Here is a 20,518-nt window from a genome sequence, read left to right as displayed (position 1 = left end):
GAGGGTTCTCAGTAGCCCCTGCGATGAATTTCTTTGCCCCGCATGGACTTGCGCGAACCGCTATCAGGTGTCTATACTGCCCGACTTTCCCGCACACCTTAAGGTTGAGTGCCATGAAGGCAGGCATCCATCCCGAATACCGCGACGTCGTGTTCCAGGACGTCACCACCGATTTCCAGATCCTGACCCGTTCGACCCTGTCGAGCAAAGAAACGGTCAAGCTCGACGGCGCCGAGTATCCGCTGATCAAGGTCGACATCTCGTCGGCTTCGCACCCGTTCTATACGGGCAAGCACAAGATCATGGACACCAGCGGCCGCGTCGACAAGTTCCGCAAGCGTTACGCGCAGAAGTAAGCGCGTACCGCGCCGGAGCGATCCGGCAGGGACTTGGTTTCACGCACATCGCTGTACGCACAACGGCTGCCCGCGAGGGCGGCCGTTTGCGTTTGCGCCGGTTTTGCGCGGGGCATTGGTTGCGGTGTTTTTCGATCTGATCGGAAGGCGTCGGGACTGAAGTCCCTCCCACAAGAATCAGGTGGATCGGCCGCAAGCTCTTGTGGGAGGGACTTCAGTCCCGACGCTTCTCTGCCAGTCTTAAGCGATTCCCGCCGCAAGGCGAGCCCACCCGGCGCCATGCCGAATTGAGCTACCGGGCCACAACCACGCCCCTGCGGCCCTGTCCCGCCGCCCCGCACGCCCTCAGCCGCCCAGTCCGGCAAGCCGCTCACTGCTTCCATACCCGAACCGCCGCCGCCGAATCGACATCGGCGCGTCGCCGCCCGCTGCCGTCGCTGCGGGCACGGCCAGCCGCCACATCGCGGCAATCGGCCGGTCGAATACTGACCGCCGGCGGCCCGCGCGCCGCAACGCAGCGTCGCGTCCAGGCCTGCGTCCCGACCAAAGTCCGAGCTTGGGCTCGGAATGCGTTGTGCGATAATTCACTATCGCAACGTGCTTGCGACCCCCCGTTCCCCTCCTGTCGCGGCCACCCCTGCGGCAGGCAGACTGAGGAGTGTTTCGTGTCCGAAGATTCCAACAAACGCCTGGACCAGGTGAGCGTCACCGCCGGCGACAAGAACTTTGCGCTGCCGGTGCAGCATCCCACCCTCGGCGCGTCCTGCGTCGACATCGGCAAGCTGCCGAAGGAAACCGGGATGTTCACCTACGACCCGGGCTTCACCGCGACGGCGAGCTGCAAGTCGGCCATCACCTACATCGACGGCGACGCCGGCGTGCTGCTGTACCGCGGCTACCCGATCGAGCAGCTGGCCGAGAAGTCGAACTTCCTCGAAGTCGCCTACCTGCTGATGAACGGCGAACTGCCGACCGCGGGCGAGTTCTCCAAGTTCGAGCACGAGGTCACGCATCACACGATGATGCACGAGGCCTTCCGCACCTTCCTCTACGGCTTCCGCCACGACGCCCATCCGATGGCGATGCTGGTCGGCATGCTCGGCTCGATGGCGAGCTTCTATCACAACGAACTCGACCTGGAAGATCCGGAACAGCGCCGTCTGGCCGCGATCCGCCTGATCGCCAAGGTGCCGACCATCGCTGCGGCCTGCCACCGCTATTCGATCGGCTGGCCGATCCGTTACCCGAAGAACAGCCTCGACTACACCACGCGCTTCCTGCACATGCTGTTCGAAGTGCCGAGCGAGCCGTTGGAGCTGAGCCCGGTCGCCGCCAAGGCGATGGACCTGTTGTTCATCCTGCACGCCGACCACGAGCAGAACGCCTCGACCTCGACCGTGCGTCTGGTCGGTTCCACCGGCGCCAACCCGTACGTGAGCGTCGCCTCCGGCGTCGCCGCGCTGTGGGGGCCGGCGCACGGCGGCGCCAACGAAGCCGTGCTCAAGATGCTCAACGAGATCGGCCGTCCGGAGAACGTCAAGTCGGCGGTCGAGAAGGCCAAGGACAAGGAATCGGGCTTCCGCCTGATGGGCTTCGGCCACCGCGTCTACAAGAACTACGACCCGCGCGCCGCGCTGGTGCGCAAGATGACCCACGACGTGCTCGGCGAGCTGGGCATCAACGACCCGCTGCTGGACGTGGCGATGAAGCTGGAAGAAGCGGCGCTGAAGGACGATTACTTCGTCCAGCGCAAGCTCTACCCGAACGTCGACTTCTACTCGGGCATCATCTACAAGGCGCTCGGCATTCCGGTGGAAATGTTCACCGTGATGTTCGCCATCGCCCGCACCGCCGGTTGGGTGTCGCATTGGCTGGAGCAGCAGAACGATCCGGAAAACAAGATCGGCCGTCCGCGCCAGATCTACACCGGCCACGGCGTGCGCGATTACGTAGCGTCGGACAAGCGCTGATACCCACTGCGATCCGCGCAATGCGGATCGCGGCGATCGCAGCGAACAAAACGCCCCGCTTCGGCGGGGCGTTTTCGTTTTTGGCGAGGGTGCTGGCGGCCGGCGCGCGGCGGTTCAACGGTCGATGTCGGGGAAGCGGCTGCGCGCACAGGCGCGCAGCCGCTCGGCGGCATCGGGCTCGCTCTCTGACAGCTCGTCGGCCAAGTCCATCTGCGCGCCCGGGTCGCCGGCCTGCGCCGCGCGCCAGCGCAGCCGCGCCGACTGCTCGCGCTCGGCCGGTGCGGCGCTGCCGTGTTCGTAAGCGTTGGCCGCGCCCAGGCTGCGCGCCAGCGCGTTGTAGCCGGCCGGGACGTCGCGTTCGAGCAGCCACGCGGCGATGGCCTGGGCCGATTCCCAGTCGTCGTCGTACAGCGCCAGCTTGGCCAGCGCGGCGGCTGCGCGCCAATGGCCGGCGCGCGCGGCGGCGACCAACTCGGCCTCGCCGGCGGGCGTGCGCGGGTCGGCTTCGAGCGCGGCCTGGAAATGGCGCTGGCCGGCGTCCGGCAGCGGAGGGGCGACGCCGGCCTTGGCGCAGTCGAACTCGGCCGGCGTGCGTTGCGCAGGTGGCGTCTTCTCCCACGGGCCCTGTGCGGCGAGCGTGCGGCGCAGGCGCTGCGTCACGGCTTGCGCGTCCAGGCCGGTCCAGGCCGCGCGCTCGCGCCGGCGCTGCAGGGCTTGTTCGAGCTCGCGTTCGGATTCGGCCTCGGCCTGCGCGCGGGCGCGCGAGGGGCCGGCCTTGCCCCACTCGATGCAGCGTTCGAACTCCGCCTGCGGCCGTTTCCAGCAGGCGGCCGCGATCCGCACCGGATAGCGCATCACTACGGTTTCCAGCGCGTGGCGCTCCTGACCGGGATGCGCGGCGACCACAGCGCGTGCCTGCGCATCGCTGACGCTGCGGCTGAGCACGGTGCCGTCGTCGAGCTGCCATTGGTAGGGCTCGTCGGTCCAATGCGGATCGAGTTGCAGATAACGGGTCTGCCCCGCAGCGGGTTCGGCGGCCGCGGCGCTGCCGACGGGGACGAGCATCGCGAGCGCGGCCAGGGCGAAGGCAGGCAACGCGCTCGGCGCGATGCGGCGGTGCGGACGATGGGCGGCCATGGTGCGGTCCTTTGCGGCGTCGGCGCAGTATTCCATGCGCCGCGCGCCGCCACGCCCCGCAGCGTTCAACCGCGCTCGTACAGCGCGATGTCCTCTTCGGCCAGCAACTGCCGCAACTGCGCGGCCGAAGCGCGTTTCATCGGTTTTTCCTCGACGTTGGACAGCGGCGCCTGGCGCAGCACGTCCAGCGGCAGCACGGTCAGGTCGAAGCCCAGCTCTTCGGCGCTGAACACCCACACCGGGAAATCCTCGCTGCGCTCGCGGTCCAGGCGCAGCCGGCGCTCGCGCGTCTCGGCGGGGATGTGGTGCTGCTCGAGGAAGCGCGGCACCGCTTCGAAATCGTCGCAGTACAGGTGCAGCGCGACCGGGCTGCGGGCGTCGGCGGTGCCGTCCAGGACCGGGCCGACCAGGCGCGGTTCGAACCCGGCGAAGAACTCCATCGCCCGCAACGCGGCTTCGCGGCGCTGGCGCAGGCCGTCGGCGTGCTCGCGCTGGAACAGGCGCTGGTATTCGCGCAGCGCGTCTTCGATTTCGCGGTTGGCCGGCAGCGAGGCGTCGTCGAAGATGCCGAGCCGTTCGGCGGCCTTGAGCTTGGCCTGGTGGTAGTCGCGGTAGCCGCTTTCGGCCATCAGCCGGGCGGCTTCGTGGGCCACGCGCCGGCGGCGTTCGCGGGTGCGGGTCTGCGCATGCTGGTGTGCGTGCTGTCGGGCCTGTTGCATCTCGACCTCCGGGCGGGCACGTCACGGCGAGGGCGCTCGCCGCGGCCGGCCGGGCCGGCAGGCCAAAGCTAGCACGTCCGTGCGGCTCGACAATGTCCGCGCCGGGCCGCGCGGCGAGGCGCCAGAACGGGCAAGCGGGGCGGCGTTCAGGCGGTTGTGGGCGCTGCGCGAACAGCCGTGGATCGTGCTCCCTGAGGCGCGCTGGGTTGTTGTGGGAGGGCCTTCAAGCCCGATGCTCTTGTTTCAGATCGCCGCGACCTGGCCGGAAAGCGTCGGGCCTGAAGGCCCTCCCACAACAGCTTGGAGCATCGGGCTTGAAGCTTCCCGCCAAGGCCGCAGCCCGGGCAGAAAAAAAGCCGCACGCGCGAGGCGTGCGGCTTTGGTTTCTCGCGGCGAAGCGCCGATCAGAAAATGTCGAAGGATTCTTCCGACGGCGCCTGATCTTCGTTGCCGTAGTCGGTGTAGGTCTGCATCCGCTCCAGATCCTCGGCCTTGACCCACTCGACGATGCCGCCGGCGCCGTCGGGGATCAGCGAGCCGTTGGCGCCGACCGAAACCTTGACCATGCCTTCGGGCGGCTCGTTGGGCTGGATCGGCTTGTCCTTGAGCGCCACGCGCATGTAGTCGATCCAGATCGGCAGCGCGGCCTTGCCGCCGTACTCGCGATAGCCCAGCGACTTGTAGTTGTCGCGGCCGACCCAGACGGTGGTGACGTACGGCCCGCCGAAGCCGGAGAACCAGGCGTCGCGGTGGTCGTTGGTCGAACCGGTCTTGCCGCCGACGTCGTCGCGGCCGAGCACCTTGGCCGCGGTGCCGGTGCCGCGCTTGACCACGTCGCGCAGCATCGAAACGATCTGATAAGCGATGCGGTCGTCGATCGCGCGCGGCGCGACCTTGAGCTGCGCGATCTCTTCCGGCGTGAGCTTCTTCGCCGGCTCCTCGGGCTTGTCCTTCTTCTTGTCCTTGTCCTTCTTCGCGTCCTTGGCGTCGGGCTTCTTGGCGTCGGCGACCGTGCCGGGCGCCGGGCCGAGATTGAAACCGTCGACGATGTTGCTGGCCGGCAGCGCCGCGCTCGCGGTGCCGCCGCGGCCGACGCACTGCGCGCAGGCGGTGGCGGGCTTTTCCTTGAACACCACCGCGCCGGCGCGGTCCTTGACCTCGTCGATGAACCACGGATCGACGCGGAAACCGCCGTTGGCGAAGGTGGCGTAGCCGCGCGCGACCGACAGCGGGGTCAGCGAGGCGGTGCCCAGCGACATCGACAGGTTCGGCGGCAGTTGCTCGATGTCGAAGCCGAAGTGGCTGATGTACTTGCGCGCGAAGTCGACGCCGATGGCGTCGAGCAGGCGCACCGAGACCAGGTTGCGCGATTGCACCATCGCCTCGCGCACGCGCATCGGGCCGGCGAAGTTGCCGCTGTCGTTCTGCGGACGCCAGATGTGGCCGCGGCGGTCCTTGAACACCACCGGCGCGTCGAGCACGATCGAGGCCGGGTTGTAGCCGCGCTCGAACGAAGCGGCGTACACGAACGGCTTGAAGCTCGAACCCGGCTGGCGCCGCGCCTGGGTGGCGCGGTTGAACTTGGCGCCGGCGAAGCTGTAGCCGCCGGACAGCGCGCGCAGCGCGCCATTGGACGGTTCCAGCGAAACCAGCGCGGCCTGCGCTTGCGGCAGCTGGTCGAGGCGGTAGCTCACTGTCGGCGGCGCCGCGGTTTCGCCGGGCTTGGGCTCGGCGGCGGCGGTTTCGAGCTTGGCGATGCGGGCCAGGTCGCCGCGCTTGAGCAGGCTGCCCGGGCTGCGGCCGAGGAAGCCCTGCTTCTCGCCGAGGCTCAGCTCGGTGCCGTCGGCCAGCACCACGGTGGCCTGCGCGCCGGCCACCGACAACACCACCGACGGCAGCAGGTTGGCCTGGGCCGGGATGCCGCGCAGGCGCACGCGCGCGGCGGTGGCGTCTTCGCTCGGCGCCAGGTCGAAGTGCTGCTCCACGCCGTGCCAGCCGTGGCGGCGGTCGTACACCGACAGGCCGTCGCGGATCGCCTTGTCGGCGGCGATCTGCAGCTCCGGCTCGATCGTGGTGGTGACGTGGTAGCCCTTGGTCAGCGCTTCGGCGCCGTAGCGCGCGACCATCTCCTGGCGCACCATCTCGGCCACGTACGGCGCGTACACCTCGACCGGCCGCTCGTGCGGGGTGGCGTGCATCGCCACCGCCTTGGCCGCGTCGGCCTCGGCGCGGGTGACGAAGTTCTGCTCGGCCATGCGGTCGAGGATGTAGTCGCGGCGGATCTTGGCGCGGTCGGGATTGTTCAGCGGATTGCCGCTGGACGGGAACTTCGGAATGCCGGCGAGCGAGGCCATCTCGTCCAGGCTCAGCTCGTTCATCTTCTTGCCGTAATAGAACTCGGCCGCGGCGCCGACGCCGTAGGCGCGGTTGCCGAAGAAACTCTTGTTCAAGTACAGCTCGAAGATCTCGTCCTTGCTCAGTTCCTGCTCCATGCGCATCGCCAGCAGCATTTCGCCGAGCTTGCGCTTGTAGCTGTATTCCGAGCTCAGGAAGTATTGGCGCGCGACCTGCTGGGTGATGGTCGAGCCGCCCGGCACGCGCTTGTCGTCGGTGGTGGCCAGCAGCCACACCGCGCGCGCGATGCCTTTGTAGTCGATGCCGTGGTGGGTGTAGAAGCGCGAGTCTTCGATCGCGATGAACGCGTTCTTGAGCCGGTCCGGCACGTCCTCGATCGCCACCGGATAGCGCCGGGTCTCGCCGAACATGGCCATCAGGCGGCCATCGCGGGCGTAGACGTACATCGGCTCCTGCAGCTCGATCGTGCGCAGGGTCTCCACGTCCGGGAGCTTGGGCACGATCAGGTAGTACAGCGTTCCGAGCGCGATCGCGCCCAGCAGGGCCGCGCCGATGAACGCGTACAGCGCCCAGCGCAGCCAACGGCGAAGTCGGGACATCTATTGGGCTTCCGGGTGTCGTGTGGTCGTGGCGGGGAAGTATAGAGGAGGCCGGAACGCGACCCAGGCCCCGCTTCGCCGCCGGTCGGGGTGACGCGGCGCGGCACCCCGGCCGGCGGACCTGGGACGCGGCGGAAACGCCGTCGCGCCGGCGCGGCGGCCCCAGGGCGGGATGCCGGGCAGGGGCCCGGCGGCCGTCGCAGCGCTCACGCAGTCTCACCGCTCCAGGCTACGGCTTGCGCGAGCTGTGAACGCCGGCGCACTGCGCAGTGGCGTTTCGCGCGCGATTTGCAGCGGCCCGCACGGAATGCCGCGCGAGCCCGCAAGCAGGATCGGCTGAACCGGGGCCGGCGCCTTCGGAGCAACGCCGCGACGCACGCCCCGGCTGCGCGGACGCCGCCGAAGCGAGGTTCCGGTCGCAGTCATGGCATGTGTCACCCCGGTGGACTGACGGTGGCGGTCACGTGACGCCGAAGGTCAAAAAAGCACGACTGGGTTGGCAATCGTGAAAGAAGTGGTTGCCAGCCTGTGAAAAGTCCGTTATCTAAGCCGGGGCCACACGAAGTGCGCGTAAGCGCTTGTGGCATGGGGAGATAACTGTGGGACTCATCACAAAAAGCCAGCCGGCTCTCGTCGGCGTGGATATCAGTTCGACCGCGGTAAAGTTGCTGCAACTTTCGCGTGCGGGCAATCGCTACCGCGTTGAGCATTACGCGGTCGAGCCGTTGCCGCCGAACGCGGTGGTGGAAAAGAACATCGTCGAGGTCGAAGCGGTGGGCGAGGCGATCAAGCGCGCCGTCGCCCGCTCGGGGACCCGCGCCAAGCACGCCGCCGCGGCGGTCGCCGGTTCCTCGGTGATCACCCGCGTCATCGGCATGCCGGCCGACCTGGACGAGGACGATCTGGAGTCGCAGGTCGAACTGGAAGCGGCCAATTACGTGCCGTATCCGATCGATGAGGTCAACCACGATTTCGAAGTGCTCGGCCCGATGCCGGGCAGCCCGGACATGGTCCAGGTGCTGCTGGCGGCCTCGCGCTCGGAGAACGTGGAGGTGCGCGCCTCGGCGCTGGAGCTCGGCGGCCTGACCCCGAAGGTCATGGACGTGGAGGCCTTCGCGATCGAGAACGCGTTCGCGCTGCTCGCCGACACCCTCAGCAGCCCGCGCGACGGCCTGGTCGCCCTGGTCGACTCCGGCGCGACCATGACCACGCTCAACGTGCTGCGCAACGGCCGCAGCCTCTATCACCGCGAGCAGGTGTTCGGCGGCAAGCAGCTGACCGACGAGGTCATGCGCCGCTACGGCCTGAGCTACGAGGAAGCCGGCCTCGCCAAGCGCCAGGGCGGGTTGCCGGAAAGCTACCAGGCCGAGGTGCTGGAACCGTTCAAGGAAGCCATGGTCCAGCAGGTCAGCCGCCTGCTGCAGTTCTTCTACGCCGGCAGCGAGTTCAACCGGGTCGACCAGATCGTTCTGGCCGGCGGCGGCGCCTCGATCCCGCGCATCGCCGAAATGGTGGAAGAACAGCTCGGCATCCCGACCACGGTCGCCAACCCGCTCGCCCACATGACCCTGGGGCCGCGCGTGCAGGCGCACGCACTGGCGCAGGACGCGCCCGCGCTGATGATCGCCTGCGGCCTGGCCCTGAGGAGCTTCGACTGATGGCACGCATCAATCTCCTCCCGTGGCGCGCCGAGCGCCGCAAGGCCCGGCAGAAGGAATTCGTCGCGATGCTGGGCCTGTCGGCCCTGGCCGCGGCGGCGCTGTCGGTGCTGATCGTCTTCTATTACAGCAACGAAATCAGCGGCCAGCAGAAGCGCAACGAGTTCCTCGACGGCCAGATCGTCGAAGTCGACAAGAAGATCAAGGAGATCGAGGAGCTCGACAAGAAGAAGGCCAAGCTGCTCGCGCGCAAGGAAGTGATCGAGAAGCTGCAGTCCAACCGCTCGCAGATGGTGCACCTGTTCGATTCGCTGGTGCGCACCATTCCCGACGGCGCGGTGCTGACCGCGATCAAGCAAGACGCCGAGACCCTGACCCTGGAAGGCCGCGCGCAGTCCAACGCCCGCGTCAGTACCTACATGCGCAACCTCGAGGTCTCCGGCTGGATGAGCAAGCCGGACCTGACCATCATCGAGGCCAAGGGCGGTGGCGGTAAGGGCCTGCCGTACGAGTTCAAGCTGACGGTGAAGCTGGCCAACCCGAACGCGCCCAAGGACGAGGACGGCGACGGCATTCCGGACGCGCCCGTCGCGGCCCCGGTCGCCGCTGCGGCGCCCGGCGCGCCGGCGCCCGCCGGCAACGGCGCGGCCGCTCCGGCTGCCGCCCCGGCGGCAGCGCCGGCCGCGAACGGCGCCGCTCCGGCCGCCGCCAAGCCCGGCCAGGCGCCTGGTGCGCCCGCCGCGCAGCCGGCCGCCAAGCCCGCCGCCGCTCCGGCCAAGCCCGCCGCGCCCGCGGCCGCCCCCACCAAGACTGGAGCCGCGTCGTGAGCAAGAAGGCTTCGATGAAGAACTTGGACTTCAACAACATCGGCAGCTGGCCGCGGCAGGCGCAGATCATGTTCTGCGCACTGATGGGGCTGGTGATCGTCGGTCTGGCCTGGTACCTGTTCGTCAGCGACAAGCGCACTGAGCTGGAAAGCCTGGAGCGCAAGGAAACCGAGCTGCGCCAGACCTTCGAGACCAAGCAGGGCCGCGCCGCCAACCTCGAGCCGCTCAAGCAGCAGCTCGCGCAGATGGAACAGCAGCTGCAGCAGATGCTGCGCCAGTTGCCCAGCAAGACCGAGATGCCCGACCTGATCGTCGACATCTCGCAGACCGCGCTGGCCACCGGCATCTCCAACGAGCTGTTCCAGCCCGGCGCCGAGGTTCCCAAGGAGTTCTACGCCGAGAAGCCGATCGCCCTGCGCATGGTCGGCACCTACCACCAGTTCGGCGCCTTCGTCAGCGGCGTAGCCTCGCTGCCGCGCGTGGTCATCATGACCATGCACGACATCTCGCTGAAGCCCAAGGGCAACAACAATAAGGACGCGACCGGCGGGATCACCCCGAACAGCCCGCTGGAGCTGGCCGGCACGGTCAAGACCTATCGTTATCTGGACGAGGAAGAGATGGCTGCTCAGAGCCCGCCCGCCGATGCTTCCGGCGGCGCGTCCAAGCCCGCCGACAAGAAGGAGGGCACCTGATGCGCGCGCAACCTCTGTCGCGGCTGGCCGCCGCCTGCGCCGTGGTCCTGGCGCTGTCGGCCACCGGCTGCTTCCGCAGCATCACCAGCACGCCCGGCGAGGCGCCCAACCTCGAGAAGTGGGTCGCCGAGGTCAAGGCGCGCCCGGCGCCGCCGCTGGATCCGCTGCCGGTGATGCAGCAGTTCGAAACCTTCGAGTACGCCGCGCAGGACATGCGCGACCCGTTCAGCACCGCCTTCACCGACGAGGACACCAGCTCCGGCCCGCGTCCGGACAAGGTGCGCCGCAAGCAGGCGCTGGAAGCCTTCCCGCTCGACGGCCTGGACATGGTCGGCACCCTGGGCAGCGGCAAGAACATCGTGGCGCTGGTGATGGCGCCTGACAAAGTGACTTATCGTGTTCAACCGGGTGCGTACATGGGGCAGAACGACGGTCGCGTGACCGGCGTGTCTGAGGAACGCATCGACTTGGTGGAACTGGTGCCGGATGGCGCAGGCGGTTGGCTGGAACGTCCGGCTTCCGTGGCGCTGGAAGATCAATGATTAGGGGATAGCATGATGATCGTATTCAACGCCAACAACATGCCGTCGGACCGACGCCCCATGGCTTCCGGCGCCCGCATGGCCGCACCGCGCCTGGCCGGGCTCGCGCTCGGCCTGCTGGCCGGCATCAGCGCGGTCAACGCCGCCGAACCCGTCGCCGCCGCCAAGCCGGCGATGGCGCCGGTCGCGACGGTCGCCCCGACTCCGAGCAACGATCCGGCCAAGCAACTGCCCGGCACGATCGCGGTCGCCAACATCGACTTCAAGCGCGGCGACGGCGGCTCCGGCAAGCTGATCCTGCGCTTCAGCGGCGAAGGCGCGGTGCCCGACATGCGCAGCCAGGGCTCGCAGGTCACCATCGACGTCGGCAACGCCAAGTTGCCGCCGGAGCTGCAGCGCCCGCTCAACGTCGCCGACTTCGCCACCCCGGTGCAGCGCATCGACGCGCGCGCCAGCGGCACCGGCTCGCAGCTGGTGCTCAACACCGCCGGCGCCTACGACACGATGGCCTACCAGACCGGCCGCGACTACATCGTCGAAGTCGTGCCGCGCAGCGCCGAGGCGGGCAACCGCGCGGTCGGCGCGGCCGGGTCGAAGCAGGCGTCCTCGGGCGCCGCGCCGACCTCCGGCACGATCGGCGGCAGCGCTCCCGCCGCCGGCGTGCGCAGCTACTCCGGCCGCCCGGTGACCTTCAACTTCCAGGACGTGCCGGTGCGCACCGTGCTGCAGTTGGTCGCCGAGGAATCCAACCTCAACATCGTCGCCGCCGACACCGTGCAGGGCAACGTGACCCTGCGCCTGGTGAACGTGCCGTGGGACCAGGCGCTGGACATCGTCCTGCAGGCCAAGGGCCTGGACAAGCGCCGCAGCGGCAACGTGGTGTGGGTCGCGCCGCAGGCCGAGGTCGCCAAGTACGAGCAGGATCGCGAAGACGCGCGCATCGCGCTCGACAACCGCGTCGACCTGGTCACCGAGTACGTGCAGGTCAACTACCACAACGCCAGCCAGATCTATAAGGCGCTGACCGAGGCCAAGGGCATCGGCGGCGGCGGCGGTGGCGGCAGCGGCGGCGCCACCGGCAACAGCGAAAACGGCTTTCTCTCGCAGCGCGGGCGGCTGGTGGCGGACGAACGCACCAACACCCTGATGATCAGCGACATTCCGAAGAAAGTCGCGCAGATGAAGGAACTGATCAAGGTCATCGACCGTCCGGTCGACCAGGTCCTGATCGAGGCCCGCATCGTCATCGCCAGCGAAAGCTTCGCCCGCGACCTGGGCGCGCGCTTCGGCGTGTCGGGCCAGAAGGGCGATGTGATCACCAGCGGCACGCTGGAGAGCATCAACAACTACCGCAACACCACGGCCAAGAACGACCTGATCCGCAATCAGGCCGCGAGCCTGACCGAAGACGCCGTGCGTTTCCGCAACGCCGGCAACACGACCAAGGCCGAAGCGCTGCAGGACCAGGCCCGTTCGCTGCTGCAGACCCTGACCAACCCGGCGTTCCTGTTCCCGGCCAGCCTGAACTCGAACATCAGCGCGCTCAATCCGGCCGGCGCGATCGCCTTCACCATCCTCGGCAAGTACGTCAACTTGGACATGGAGTTCAACGCGATGCAGACCGAGGGGCGCGGCGAAGTCGTGTCCAACCCGCGCGTGGTGACCAGCAACCAGCGCGAGGCGGTGATCAGCCAGGGTAAGGAAGTCGGCTACGTGACCATCGCGCCGCAGCAGGGCGGCAACAACATCCCGATCCCGAACGTCCAGTTCAAGGACGTGCTGATGGAGATGAAGGTCAACCCGACCATCACCAACGACGGCCGCGTGTTCCTGAACCTGGACGTCAAGAAGGACGAGGTCGACGGCTACATCAACACCTCGATCGGCGACGTGCCGCAGATCAACAAGCGCAACATCAACACCGCGGTGCTGGTGGAAGACGGCCAGACCGTCGTGATCGGCGGCGTGTACGAGTTCCGCGACCGCAGCGATCTGACCAAGGTGCCGTTCCTGGCCGACATCCCGTTCCTGGGCAATCTGTTCAAGCGCAAGAACCGCAGCAAGGAAAAGGCCGAGCTGCTGATCTTCGTGACCCCGAAGGTGATGAAGGTCGCGCAGCGCTGATCGCGGCTGCGTGCAAGCGGAGAGGGCCTTCGGGCCCTTTTCGCGTTTGTGGAGGCCGCGATGCAGGCCGCCTCCCAGGCCCGGCCGGCCCAGCGTCGCCCGGCCGCCCGCGCGCGCGACTGAGCCGCCGGGCGCGGCCGCCGCGCCGGACGCGCTCGCGCAGACCTGTTAACGTCGCGCAAAGACGGCCAAAATCGCGGCGAAAATCGCCGCGCCGCACCGTCGGTTGAACCTCGGGGCCGAACTTCGGTCAAAATCGCCCCGACCGCTGCAAGCCGTGCCCCGCACGCTTGCCCGTTTCGCCCGCAATGGATTCCGGATGGACAGCGCTACCGATCGCCCCCAAACCCCCGGCGCGACCCCCATCGTCGCCCCCGCCGAAGTCGCCCGCCTGCACGATGCGTTCAAGCAGCTGCGCGATGCCCTCGCCGTCGAGATCGTCGGCCAGGCCGAACTGATCGAGCGCCTGTTGATCGCCTTGCTCGCCGACGGCCATTTGTTGGTCGAAGGCGCGCCCGGGCTGGCCAAGACCAGCGCGGTGCGCGCGCTGGCGGCGCGGCTGGAGGCGGATTTCGCCCGCGTCCAGTTCACCCCCGACCTGCTGCCGGCCGACCTCACCGGCACCGAGGTGTGGCGCCCGCAGGAAGGCCGCTTCGAATTCCAGGCCGGGCCGATCTTCCATCCGATCCTGCTCGCCGACGAAATCAACCGCGCGCCGGCCAAGGTGCAGTCGGCGCTGCTGGAAGCGATGGGCGAGCGCCAGGTCACCGTCGGCCGCGCCACCTACGCGCTGCCGCCGCTGTTCCTGGTGATGGCGACCCAGAACCCGATCGAGCAGGAAGGCACCTTCCCGCTGCCCGAAGCCCAGCTCGACCGTTTCCTCATGCACGTGCGCATCGGTTATCCCGAAGCCGCGGCCGAGGCCGAGATCCTGCGGCTGGCGCGCGAACGCGCGCGGCAGACGCTCAAGCCCGAGCCGACGCCGGTGACGCGGATGCCGCTGGCGGACGTGTTCGCCGCGCGCTCGGCGGTGCTGGACCTGCACGTGGCGCCGGCGGTGGAGCGCTATCTGGTCGAAATCGTGCTGGCCTCGCGCGACGCGGCCCGTTACGACGCGCAACTGGCGCGGCGCATCGCCTGGGGCGCCAGCCCGCGCGGCTCGATCGCGCTGGAGCGTTGCGCGCGCGCCCACGCCTGGCTGGCCGGGCGCGATTTCGTCACCCCCGACGACGTGCGCGCGATCGCGCCGGACGTGCTGCGCCACCGCATCCTGCCCAGCTACGAAGCCACCGCCGAAGGCTGGGACGGCGAGCGCCTGCTCGGCGAACTGCTGAAGAAGGTGCCGCTGCCTTGATCGTCGTTGCGCGACGGTCGCGCGCGGCCAGGCACATGGTTTTCGGGACGGATCGATGAGCGAAGGAATCGCGCCGACTTTGGCCGAACTGGTGGCGCTGCGCGCCGTCGCGACCGGCCGCCGCAGCGCCCGCCAGGGCCGCCACGGCGTCAGCGGGCAGGCGTTGTCGCCGCTGCGCGGACGCGGCATGGAGTACGCCGAATCGCGCGAATACTCCAACGGCGACGACGCCCGCCACATCGACTGGCGGCTGACCGCGCGCACCGGCCGCGCCCACACCAAATTGTTCCAGGCCGAGCGCGAGCGCTTGAGCCTGATCGTCGCCGACACCGCGCCGGCGATGTACTTCGGCACCCGCGTGCGCTTCAAGTCGGTGCAGGCCGCGCGCGCCGGCGCGGTCGCGGCCTGGGCCGCGGCGCGCGACGGCGACCGCATCGCCGCGCTGCGCGGCAGTCTGCGCGAGCCGCCGGTGAATCCCGGCAGCGGCCCGCGCGGCGCGCTGCGCGTGCTCGACGCGATGGTGCGCTGGTACGCGCAGCCGCCGGCCGAGGACGCCGGCCTGGAGGTCGCGCTCGACCACGCCGCGCGCCTGCTGCGCCCCGGCTCGCGCATGGTGGTGCTGGCCGAACCCGGCAGCGTCGCCGCGCTGCCGCAGCGGCGCTGGGCGGTGCTGGCCCAGCACCACGAAGTGATCGTGCTGCTGCTGACCGACCCGATCGAAACCGCGCCGCCGGCCGCCGCACTGCCGTTCAGCCGCGACGGCCAGCGCATCGAGCTGGACCTGGGCGCGCCGGCGCAACGCCAGCGCTGGCACGCCAATTTCGTCGGCCCGATCGAGGCGGCGCTGGAGAAACTGCCGGCGCGCGGCGTGCGCGTGCAGGCGCTGTCGACCGACGCGGCCAGCGAAGCCTGGCTGCCGCTGCTGGGCCGCGCGCGCCCGCTGGTGGCCTGATGGCGGCGCCGCAAACCCTGGCCCTGCGCGACGTGCATCTGCCCGGCGCGCCGTCTTGGTGGCCGCTGGCGCCGGGCTGGTGGCTGCTGCTGGCGGCGCTGGCCGCGCTGTCGCTGTCGCTGTGGTGGTGGCAACGCCGCCGCACCCGGCGCCGGCGCGAGGCCGAGCGCGTGTTCGACGAGGCGCTGGCCGTCGCGACCACGCCGGCGGCCGAGGTCGCGGCGATTTCCGAACTGCTGCGCCGCGCCGGCCGCCGCCGCGACCGCAACGCCGACACGCTGACTGGCCAGGCGTGGCTGGAATTCCTCGATCGCGGCAGCAAGCGCAGCGATTTCGCCGACGGCCCCGGGCGCCTGCTGCTGGAAGGCGGCTACCGGCGTCAGGTCGATCCGGCCCAGGCGCGCGCGCTGCGTGAACTGGCGCGGCGCCGCTTCCTGCAATGGATGGGCGTGCGCGCATGAGCCTGTCGGTGTCGAGCCTGGGCTTGTCTAGCGCGCTGCTGTCGAGCGCGCTTGCGGCGAGATCGTCGCTGCCCAATCCGCTTTCGTCGGGCCCGCAGCGATGAGCGCGCTGACCTCGCTGTTCGCCGAATGGCGCGACCTGCTGGCCTGGCCGTGGTGGCTGGCCGCATTGCCGTTGCCGCTGCTGGCGCGCTGGCTGCTGCCGCCGGCGCGCGACGGTTCGGCGGCGTTGAAGGTGCCGTTCGGCGCGCGCCTGGATGCGGTCGCCGCGGCCGGTGGGCGCGGCCTGCGCGGCGGCGGCGCCGGCTGGCTGCTGTGGCTGGCCTGGGCGCTGCTGTGCGTGGCCGCGGCGCGGCCGCAACAGCTCGGCGAGCCGATCCGGCCGCCCCAGGTCGGCCGCGGCATGATGCTGGCGCTGGACCTGTCGGGCAGCATGAGCGAACAGGACATGACCCTGGGCCGCCGCACCGTCGACCGCCTGACCGCGGCCAAGGCGGTACTGGCCGACTTCCTCGACCGCCGCGTCGGCGACCGCGTCGGCCTGGTGGTGTTCGGCAGCCGCGCCTACGTGCTGGCGCCGCTGACCCTGGACCGCGACACCGTGCGCGACCAGCTCGGCAACAGCGAAGTCGGCCTGGCCGGGCAGGAGACCGCGATCGGCGAGGCCATCGGCCTGTCGGTGCGGCGCCTGCGCCAGTTGCCCGAGCACGAACGCGTGCTGATCCTGCTCACCGACGGCGTCAACAACGCACCGCCCGACCCGATGCGCGGCGCCCAGATCGCCCACGACGAAGGCGTGCGCATCCACACCATCGCCTTCGGCGGCGACGGCGGCATGACCCTGTTCGGCGTGCGTCTGCCCACGCCGGGCGGCGCGGCCGAAGTCGACGAGCCGACCCTGCGCCGGATCGCCGAACAAACCGGCGGCCGCTTCTTCCGCGCCCGCGACACCAGCGAGCTGGCCGGCATCTACGCCGAGATCGACCGGCTCGAACCGGTCGCGCGCGAAGGCAAGGCGGTGCGTCCGCGCATCGAGCGCTATCCCGTGCCGCTGGGCGGCGCGCTGGCGCTGGCCCTGCTGGCGTTCCTGTGGCCGCGACGGAGGCCGGCATGAATCCGTCGTCCTGGTTCGAACATCTCGCGCCGCTGATCTTCCTGCGTCCGCACTGGCTGTGGGCGCTGCTGGCGCTGCCGCTGCTGGGCGCGTGGTGGTGGCGCGGCCGCCGCCGCCGCAACGTCTGGCAGGGCGCGGTCGATGCGCATTTGCTGCCGCACTTGCTCGATGCTGCGCCCGGCCGGCGCTCGCAACTGGCGGTCGGCGCGGCGGCATTCGGATACGCGCTGGCGGTGCTGGCGCTGGCTGGGCCCAGTTGGTCGCAGGGCGAGCAGCCGCTGTGGCAGAGCAACATGCCGATGGTGGTGGCGCTGGACCTGTCCAGCCGCAGCCTCGCCGGCGACCTGCCGCCGAGCCGCCTGGCCCAGGCCAAGGCCAAGCTGGCCGAACTGCTGCGCCGCCGCGCCGGCAGCGGCCAGACCGCATTGGTGGTCTACGCCGACGACGCCTTCACCGTCGCGCCGCTGACCGACGACCCCGACAACGTGCGGGTGTTCCTCGACGCGCTGGCGCCGGACATCATGCCCGGCGACGGCCAGAACGCCGACCGCGCGATCGCCTGGTCGGCGCGGCTGCTGCGCCAGGGCGGCTTCAACCGCGGCCGCATCGTGCTGATCACCGACCGCAGCGACAGCTCGGTCGATCGCGCCGCGTCCAAGGCTGCGGGCGACGGCTACGCGGTCTCGGTGCTGGGCCTGGGCAGCGCCGCCGGCGCCGCGTTCCAGCGGCCCGACGGGCGCATCGTCAAGGTTCGGTTGGACGCGCCGTCTCTGCAGGAGCTGGCCCGCGCCGGCGGCGGCCGCTACGCGCCGCTGAGCGCCGACGACGCCGACCTGCGCGCGCTCGACATCGCCAGCGGCGGCCGCGGCGAAGCCGGCGCCGGCCTGGGCGAGAAACGGCTGGCGCGCGAAGACGACGGTTACTGGTTGCTGCCGGTGCTGCTGGTGCTGGGATTGCTGGCGTTCCGCCGCCGCAGCGGCGCCGGCGCGCTGGCGCTGCTGCTGTGCCTGGGCCTGCCGCTGGCGCCCGCGCCGGCGCGCGCGCAGTCGCTGTGGCAGCGCGCCGACCAGAGCGCGCACGCGCGCGTGGTCGAAGGCAACGATGCCTACCGCGCCGGCCAGTTCGAACGCGCCGCCGAACTCTACCAGCGCGGCCAGGGCGCCGATGCGCAGTACAACCTGGGCAACGCGCTGGCGCGCCAGGGCCGCTACCCCGAGGCGATCGCCGCCTACGACCGCGCGCTCAAGCAAACGCCGGGCATGGCCGACGCGATCGCCAACAAGCAAGCGGTGGAAGCGGCGATGAAGCGGCCGCCGCCGAAGAACCAGAGCGGGCAGGGCCAGCAGCCCAAGCCCGGATCGCAGCAGCAGAAAAACCAGCCGCAGCCGCAGGATCCGCAGCGCAAGCCCGACGGCAAGCCCGAGGACAAACCGCAGGACCGGCCGCAAAAGCCCGATCCCGACGGCCAGCAAAGCCCGCAGCCCAAGCCCGCCGACGACCCGGAAACCCAGCGCCGCGCCGACCAGGAACAGCGCGAGCGCATGCAGCGCGAACTCGAGCGCCAGCGCGGAAAGCAGCCGGCGCAGCCGCCCAAGGGCGAGCGCGAACCGGCGCGCACGCCGGCCCAGCGCGAGCGCCAGCAAGCCAACGACGCCTGGCTCAAGCGGGTGCCGGACGACCCCGGCAGCCTGCTGCGCGAGCGGTTCAAGATCGAATACATGCGCCGGCAGATGTCGGCGTTGAACGGAGAGTGAGGCCGATGTCGCGCAACCTGCCCAACCCCGCCGCGCGCTTGCGCCTGGCCTGTGTGCTGCTGGCCGGCCTGCTGTTGGCCGGTTTCAGCGCCGGCGCCGCGGCGCAGGCGCGCGCCTGGCTGGATCGCAGCAGCATCCGCGCCGGCGAGACCGCGACCTTGAACGTGGAGACCACCGCCAGCGTCGGCGGCCAGCCCGATTACTCGCCGCTGGCGGCGGACTTCGAACTGCTCGACCGCGGCGTCGACACCCGCATCGAGCCCGGCGCCAACGGCATGATCGCGCGCAGCCGCTACACCGCGGTGCTGCGGCCGCTGCGCAGCGGCCGGCTGACGATCCCGGCGCTGAGCGTGGCCGGCGCGCGCACCGCGCCGCTGGACCTCACCGTCGAAGCCGCGCCGGCGCCGGCGCCGGACCAGGCGGTCGGTACCGCCGAGCTGTACATGGAATCGGTGCCCGACGACAGCAACCCTTACGTGCAGCAGGCGGTGGGCTGGGTGGTTCGGCTGTACGCGGCGATGCCGGTGCTCAGCGGCAAGCTCGACCAGCCCGCGCCGGACGGCGCCTCGCTGACCAAGGTCGGCGAAGACATCCAGTACCAGCGCACTTACAACGGCACGGTCTACACCGTCTACGAACGCCGCTACCTGCTGGTGCCCGAGCGCAGCGGCAGCCTGGTGATGCCGGGCGCGGTGTTCGAGGGCCGGGTCGGCACGACCATGATCGAGCAGCTGATGGGCAGCGGCGGCGACCCGCGCCGCGCCGCCAGCCGCTCGCGTCCGCTGCAGGTGCGCGCCGCGCCGGCCGACGCGCCGCAGCCGTGGTTGCCGCTGCGCAGCCTGACCCTGAGCTACCGCTCCACCCCGCAGCAACTGCGCGTGGGCAATTCGGCCAGCATCATCGTCGAGGCCAGCGCCGACGGCGCCGGCCTGGCGCAGATGCCGGAACTGCAGTTGCCGCCGATCGACGGCGTGCAGGTATTCGCCGATCCGGTCCAGGCCGACGAGACCTTCGTCGGCGGCCGGCCGCGGGTGAAGCTGACCCGCAAGTTCTCGCTGGTGCCCGCGCGCGAGGGCGAGGTGCGGCTGGAAGGTTTGCGCCTGGATTGGTGGGACGTCGGCGCGCGCACCAAGCGCACCGCCAGCCTGCCGCCGCTGAGCTGGACTGTGGGCCGCGGTGTCGCCGGCGCCGCCGCGGCGACGAATCCGGCCGCGGCCGCGGCGCGCAACGATGCCGGCGGCGCGTCGCCGGCGGCCGCGGCGCCCACCGATGCCCTCGAGCCCACCGCCGCCGACGGCGCGGTGCACAAGGGCTGGGCGATCGCCGCGGTGCTGTTCGCGCTGCTGTGGCTGGGCACGCTGGTGTGGGCGCTGCAGCGGCGCGCGCCGCTGCGTGCGGCCCTGCCGGCCGCCGCGGCCGCCGCCGCGCCCGGACAGGCCGCGCCGGCGACGTTGAAATTGAATCTGCCGGCGCTGCGCGAGCTGATCGACCGCGGCGATTTCGACCACATCGCCAGCGTGCTGCGCGGCCTGGCCACACCGCCGGCCGCCGACGACGATGAACTGGTCGAACGCCTCGGCGACCCGGCCCAGCGCGACGCCGTGCAGGCCCTGCGCCGCGCGCGCTGGGGCGGCGGCGACGGCGTCGCCGCGCGCAACCGCCTGCGCGCCGCGTTCGCGCAAGGCCCGCAGTGGCGCCAGGGCCGCGCGCAGCCGGCTTCGCCGCTGCCGCCGCTGTATCCGCCGTCCGCGACCTGATCGCGGCGGCTCCTCTTGCGGGAGGAACTTGTGTGGGAGGGACTTCAGTCCCGACGCTTTCGTGCCGGATCGCCGCGATCGGATAGGAAAGCCTCGGGGCTGAAGCCCCTCCCACAAAAACAGGCCCGCTCACCGCGAGCCGGC

17 protein-coding genes and 2 pseudogenes are annotated in these 20,518 nt (G+C 70.4%); 14 read left to right on the top strand and 5 right to left on the bottom strand.

The features are described from left to right. Nucleotides 1-113 precede the first annotated feature (113 nt). Entirely contained in the window at nucleotides 114-356 is a 243-nt protein-coding gene (locus BLU84_RS07605; RefSeq protein WP_074864548.1) for a type B 50S ribosomal protein L31, read from the top strand. A gap of 177 nt (nucleotides 357-533) precedes the next feature. Here the strand turns inward: BLU84_RS07605 and BLU84_RS28390 are convergent. Beyond that, a pseudogene (locus BLU84_RS28390) lies at nucleotides 534-593 on the bottom strand (hypothetical protein); the annotation flags it as partial. Between the two features lie 452 nt (nucleotides 594-1,045). Between BLU84_RS28390 and BLU84_RS07600 the strand changes: the two are divergent. After that, entirely contained in the window at nucleotides 1,046-2,326 is a 1,281-nt protein-coding gene (locus tag BLU84_RS07600) for a citrate synthase (protein ID WP_074864812.1), read from the top strand. Nucleotides 2,327-2,440: 114 nt separating this feature from the next. Here the strand turns inward: BLU84_RS07600 and BLU84_RS07595 are convergent, their stop codons facing one another. After that, nucleotides 2,441-3,463 carry a hypothetical protein gene (locus tag BLU84_RS07595; protein ID WP_139174768.1) on the bottom strand — a complete coding sequence of 341 codons (1,023 nt, stop codon included), beginning with the start codon at nucleotides 3,461-3,463 and terminating at the stop codon, nucleotides 2,441-2,443. 65 nt (nucleotides 3,464-3,528) lie between these two features. After that, on the bottom strand, nucleotides 3,529-4,182 hold the full coding sequence (locus tag BLU84_RS07590) for a hypothetical protein (RefSeq protein ID WP_074864546.1): 654 nt from the start codon (nucleotides 4,180-4,182) through the stop codon (nucleotides 3,529-3,531). Here BLU84_RS07590 and BLU84_RS28385 point away from each other — a divergent pair. Next, nucleotides 4,136-4,678, top strand: a complete 543-nt coding sequence (locus BLU84_RS28385) for a DUF6053 domain-containing protein (protein ID WP_425479336.1) — start codon at nucleotides 4,136-4,138, stop codon at nucleotides 4,676-4,678. The genes BLU84_RS07590 and BLU84_RS28385 overlap by 47 nt on opposite strands. Here BLU84_RS28385 and BLU84_RS07585 read toward each other — a convergent pair. Continuing rightward, nucleotides 4,587-7,136: a penicillin-binding protein 1A gene (locus BLU84_RS07585; protein WP_074864545.1), complete on the bottom strand. Its 2,550-nt coding sequence runs from the start codon at nucleotides 7,134-7,136 to the stop codon at nucleotides 4,587-4,589. The two genes, BLU84_RS28385 and BLU84_RS07585, sit on opposite strands and share 92 nt — an antisense overlap. A gap of 599 nt (nucleotides 7,137-7,735) precedes the next feature. Between BLU84_RS07585 and BLU84_RS07580 the strand changes: the two genes are divergently transcribed. The 11 genes from BLU84_RS07580 (at nucleotide 7,736) to BLU84_RS07530 (ending at nucleotide 20,374) form a co-directional block, all read left to right on the top strand. Then, nucleotides 7,736-8,794, top strand: coding sequence for a pilus assembly protein PilM (locus BLU84_RS07580; RefSeq protein ID WP_074864544.1), 1,059 nt, complete (start codon nucleotides 7,736-7,738; stop codon nucleotides 8,792-8,794). Beyond that, the gene (locus tag BLU84_RS07575) at nucleotides 8,794-9,621 is read left to right on the top strand and encodes a PilN domain-containing protein (protein WP_074864543.1); all 828 of its coding nucleotides are present in this window, start codon (nucleotides 8,794-8,796) and stop codon (nucleotides 9,619-9,621) included. The genes BLU84_RS07580 and BLU84_RS07575 overlap by 1 nt, the downstream gene beginning before the upstream one ends. After that, nucleotides 9,618-10,316, top strand: coding sequence for a type IV pilus inner membrane component PilO (locus BLU84_RS07570; RefSeq protein WP_074864542.1), 699 nt, complete (start codon nucleotides 9,618-9,620; stop codon nucleotides 10,314-10,316). Before BLU84_RS07575 ends, BLU84_RS07570 begins: the two co-directional genes overlap by 4 nt. Continuing rightward, a complete protein-coding gene (locus BLU84_RS07565) occupies nucleotides 10,316-10,858 on the top strand; it encodes a pilus assembly protein PilP (RefSeq protein ID WP_074864541.1) in 543 nt (180 codons plus the stop codon). Before BLU84_RS07570 ends, BLU84_RS07565 begins: the two co-directional genes overlap by 1 nt. A gap of 60 nt (nucleotides 10,859-10,918) precedes the next feature. Further along, nucleotides 10,919-12,982, top strand: coding sequence for a type IV pilus secretin PilQ (locus tag BLU84_RS07560; RefSeq protein WP_425479335.1), 2,064 nt, complete (start codon nucleotides 10,919-10,921; stop codon nucleotides 12,980-12,982). A gap of 319 nt (nucleotides 12,983-13,301) precedes the next feature. Further along, on the top strand, nucleotides 13,302-14,336 hold the full coding sequence (locus BLU84_RS07555; RefSeq protein ID WP_074864540.1) for an AAA family ATPase: 1,035 nt from the start codon (nucleotides 13,302-13,304) through the stop codon (nucleotides 14,334-14,336). A gap of 55 nt (nucleotides 14,337-14,391) precedes the next feature. Next, complete coding sequence (locus tag BLU84_RS07550) at nucleotides 14,392-15,288, top strand: DUF58 domain-containing protein (protein WP_074864538.1); 897 nt, start codon at nucleotides 14,392-14,394, stop codon at nucleotides 15,286-15,288. Beyond that, complete coding sequence (locus BLU84_RS07545; RefSeq protein ID WP_074864537.1) at nucleotides 15,288-15,749, top strand: DUF4381 domain-containing protein; 462 nt, start codon at nucleotides 15,288-15,290, stop codon at nucleotides 15,747-15,749. Before BLU84_RS07550 ends, BLU84_RS07545 begins: the two co-directional genes overlap by 1 nt. Before the next feature lie 100 nt (nucleotides 15,750-15,849). Further along, the gene (locus BLU84_RS07540; protein WP_074864536.1) at nucleotides 15,850-16,863 is read left to right on the top strand and encodes a vWA domain-containing protein; all 1,014 of its coding nucleotides are present in this window, start codon (nucleotides 15,850-15,852) and stop codon (nucleotides 16,861-16,863) included. Continuing rightward, nucleotides 16,860-18,617, top strand: a complete 1,758-nt coding sequence (locus BLU84_RS07535; protein ID WP_074864806.1) for a VWA domain-containing protein — start codon at nucleotides 16,860-16,862, stop codon at nucleotides 18,615-18,617. Before BLU84_RS07540 ends, BLU84_RS07535 begins: the two co-directional genes overlap by 4 nt. Nucleotides 18,618-18,622: 5 nt before the next feature. Further along, a complete protein-coding gene (locus BLU84_RS07530) occupies nucleotides 18,623-20,374 on the top strand; it encodes a BatD family protein (RefSeq protein WP_083382395.1) in 1,752 nt (583 codons plus the stop codon). Between the two features lie 40 nt (nucleotides 20,375-20,414). On the opposite strand, the pseudogene BLU84_RS28380 reads toward BLU84_RS07530, so the two are convergent. After that, a pseudogene (locus BLU84_RS28380) lies at nucleotides 20,415-20,489 on the bottom strand (DUF6053 domain-containing protein); the annotation flags it as partial. Between the last annotated feature and the right edge of the window lie 29 nt (nucleotides 20,490-20,518).

The sequence above is a fragment of the Lysobacter enzymogenes genome, assembly GCF_900106525.1.
In the GTDB taxonomy this organism is placed as follows: Bacteria; Pseudomonadota; Gammaproteobacteria; order Xanthomonadales; family Xanthomonadaceae; genus Lysobacter; species Lysobacter enzymogenes.
The sequence above is the reverse complement of the archived record's forward strand: the minus strand, read 5'-3'. Positions and strand labels throughout refer to the sequence as shown.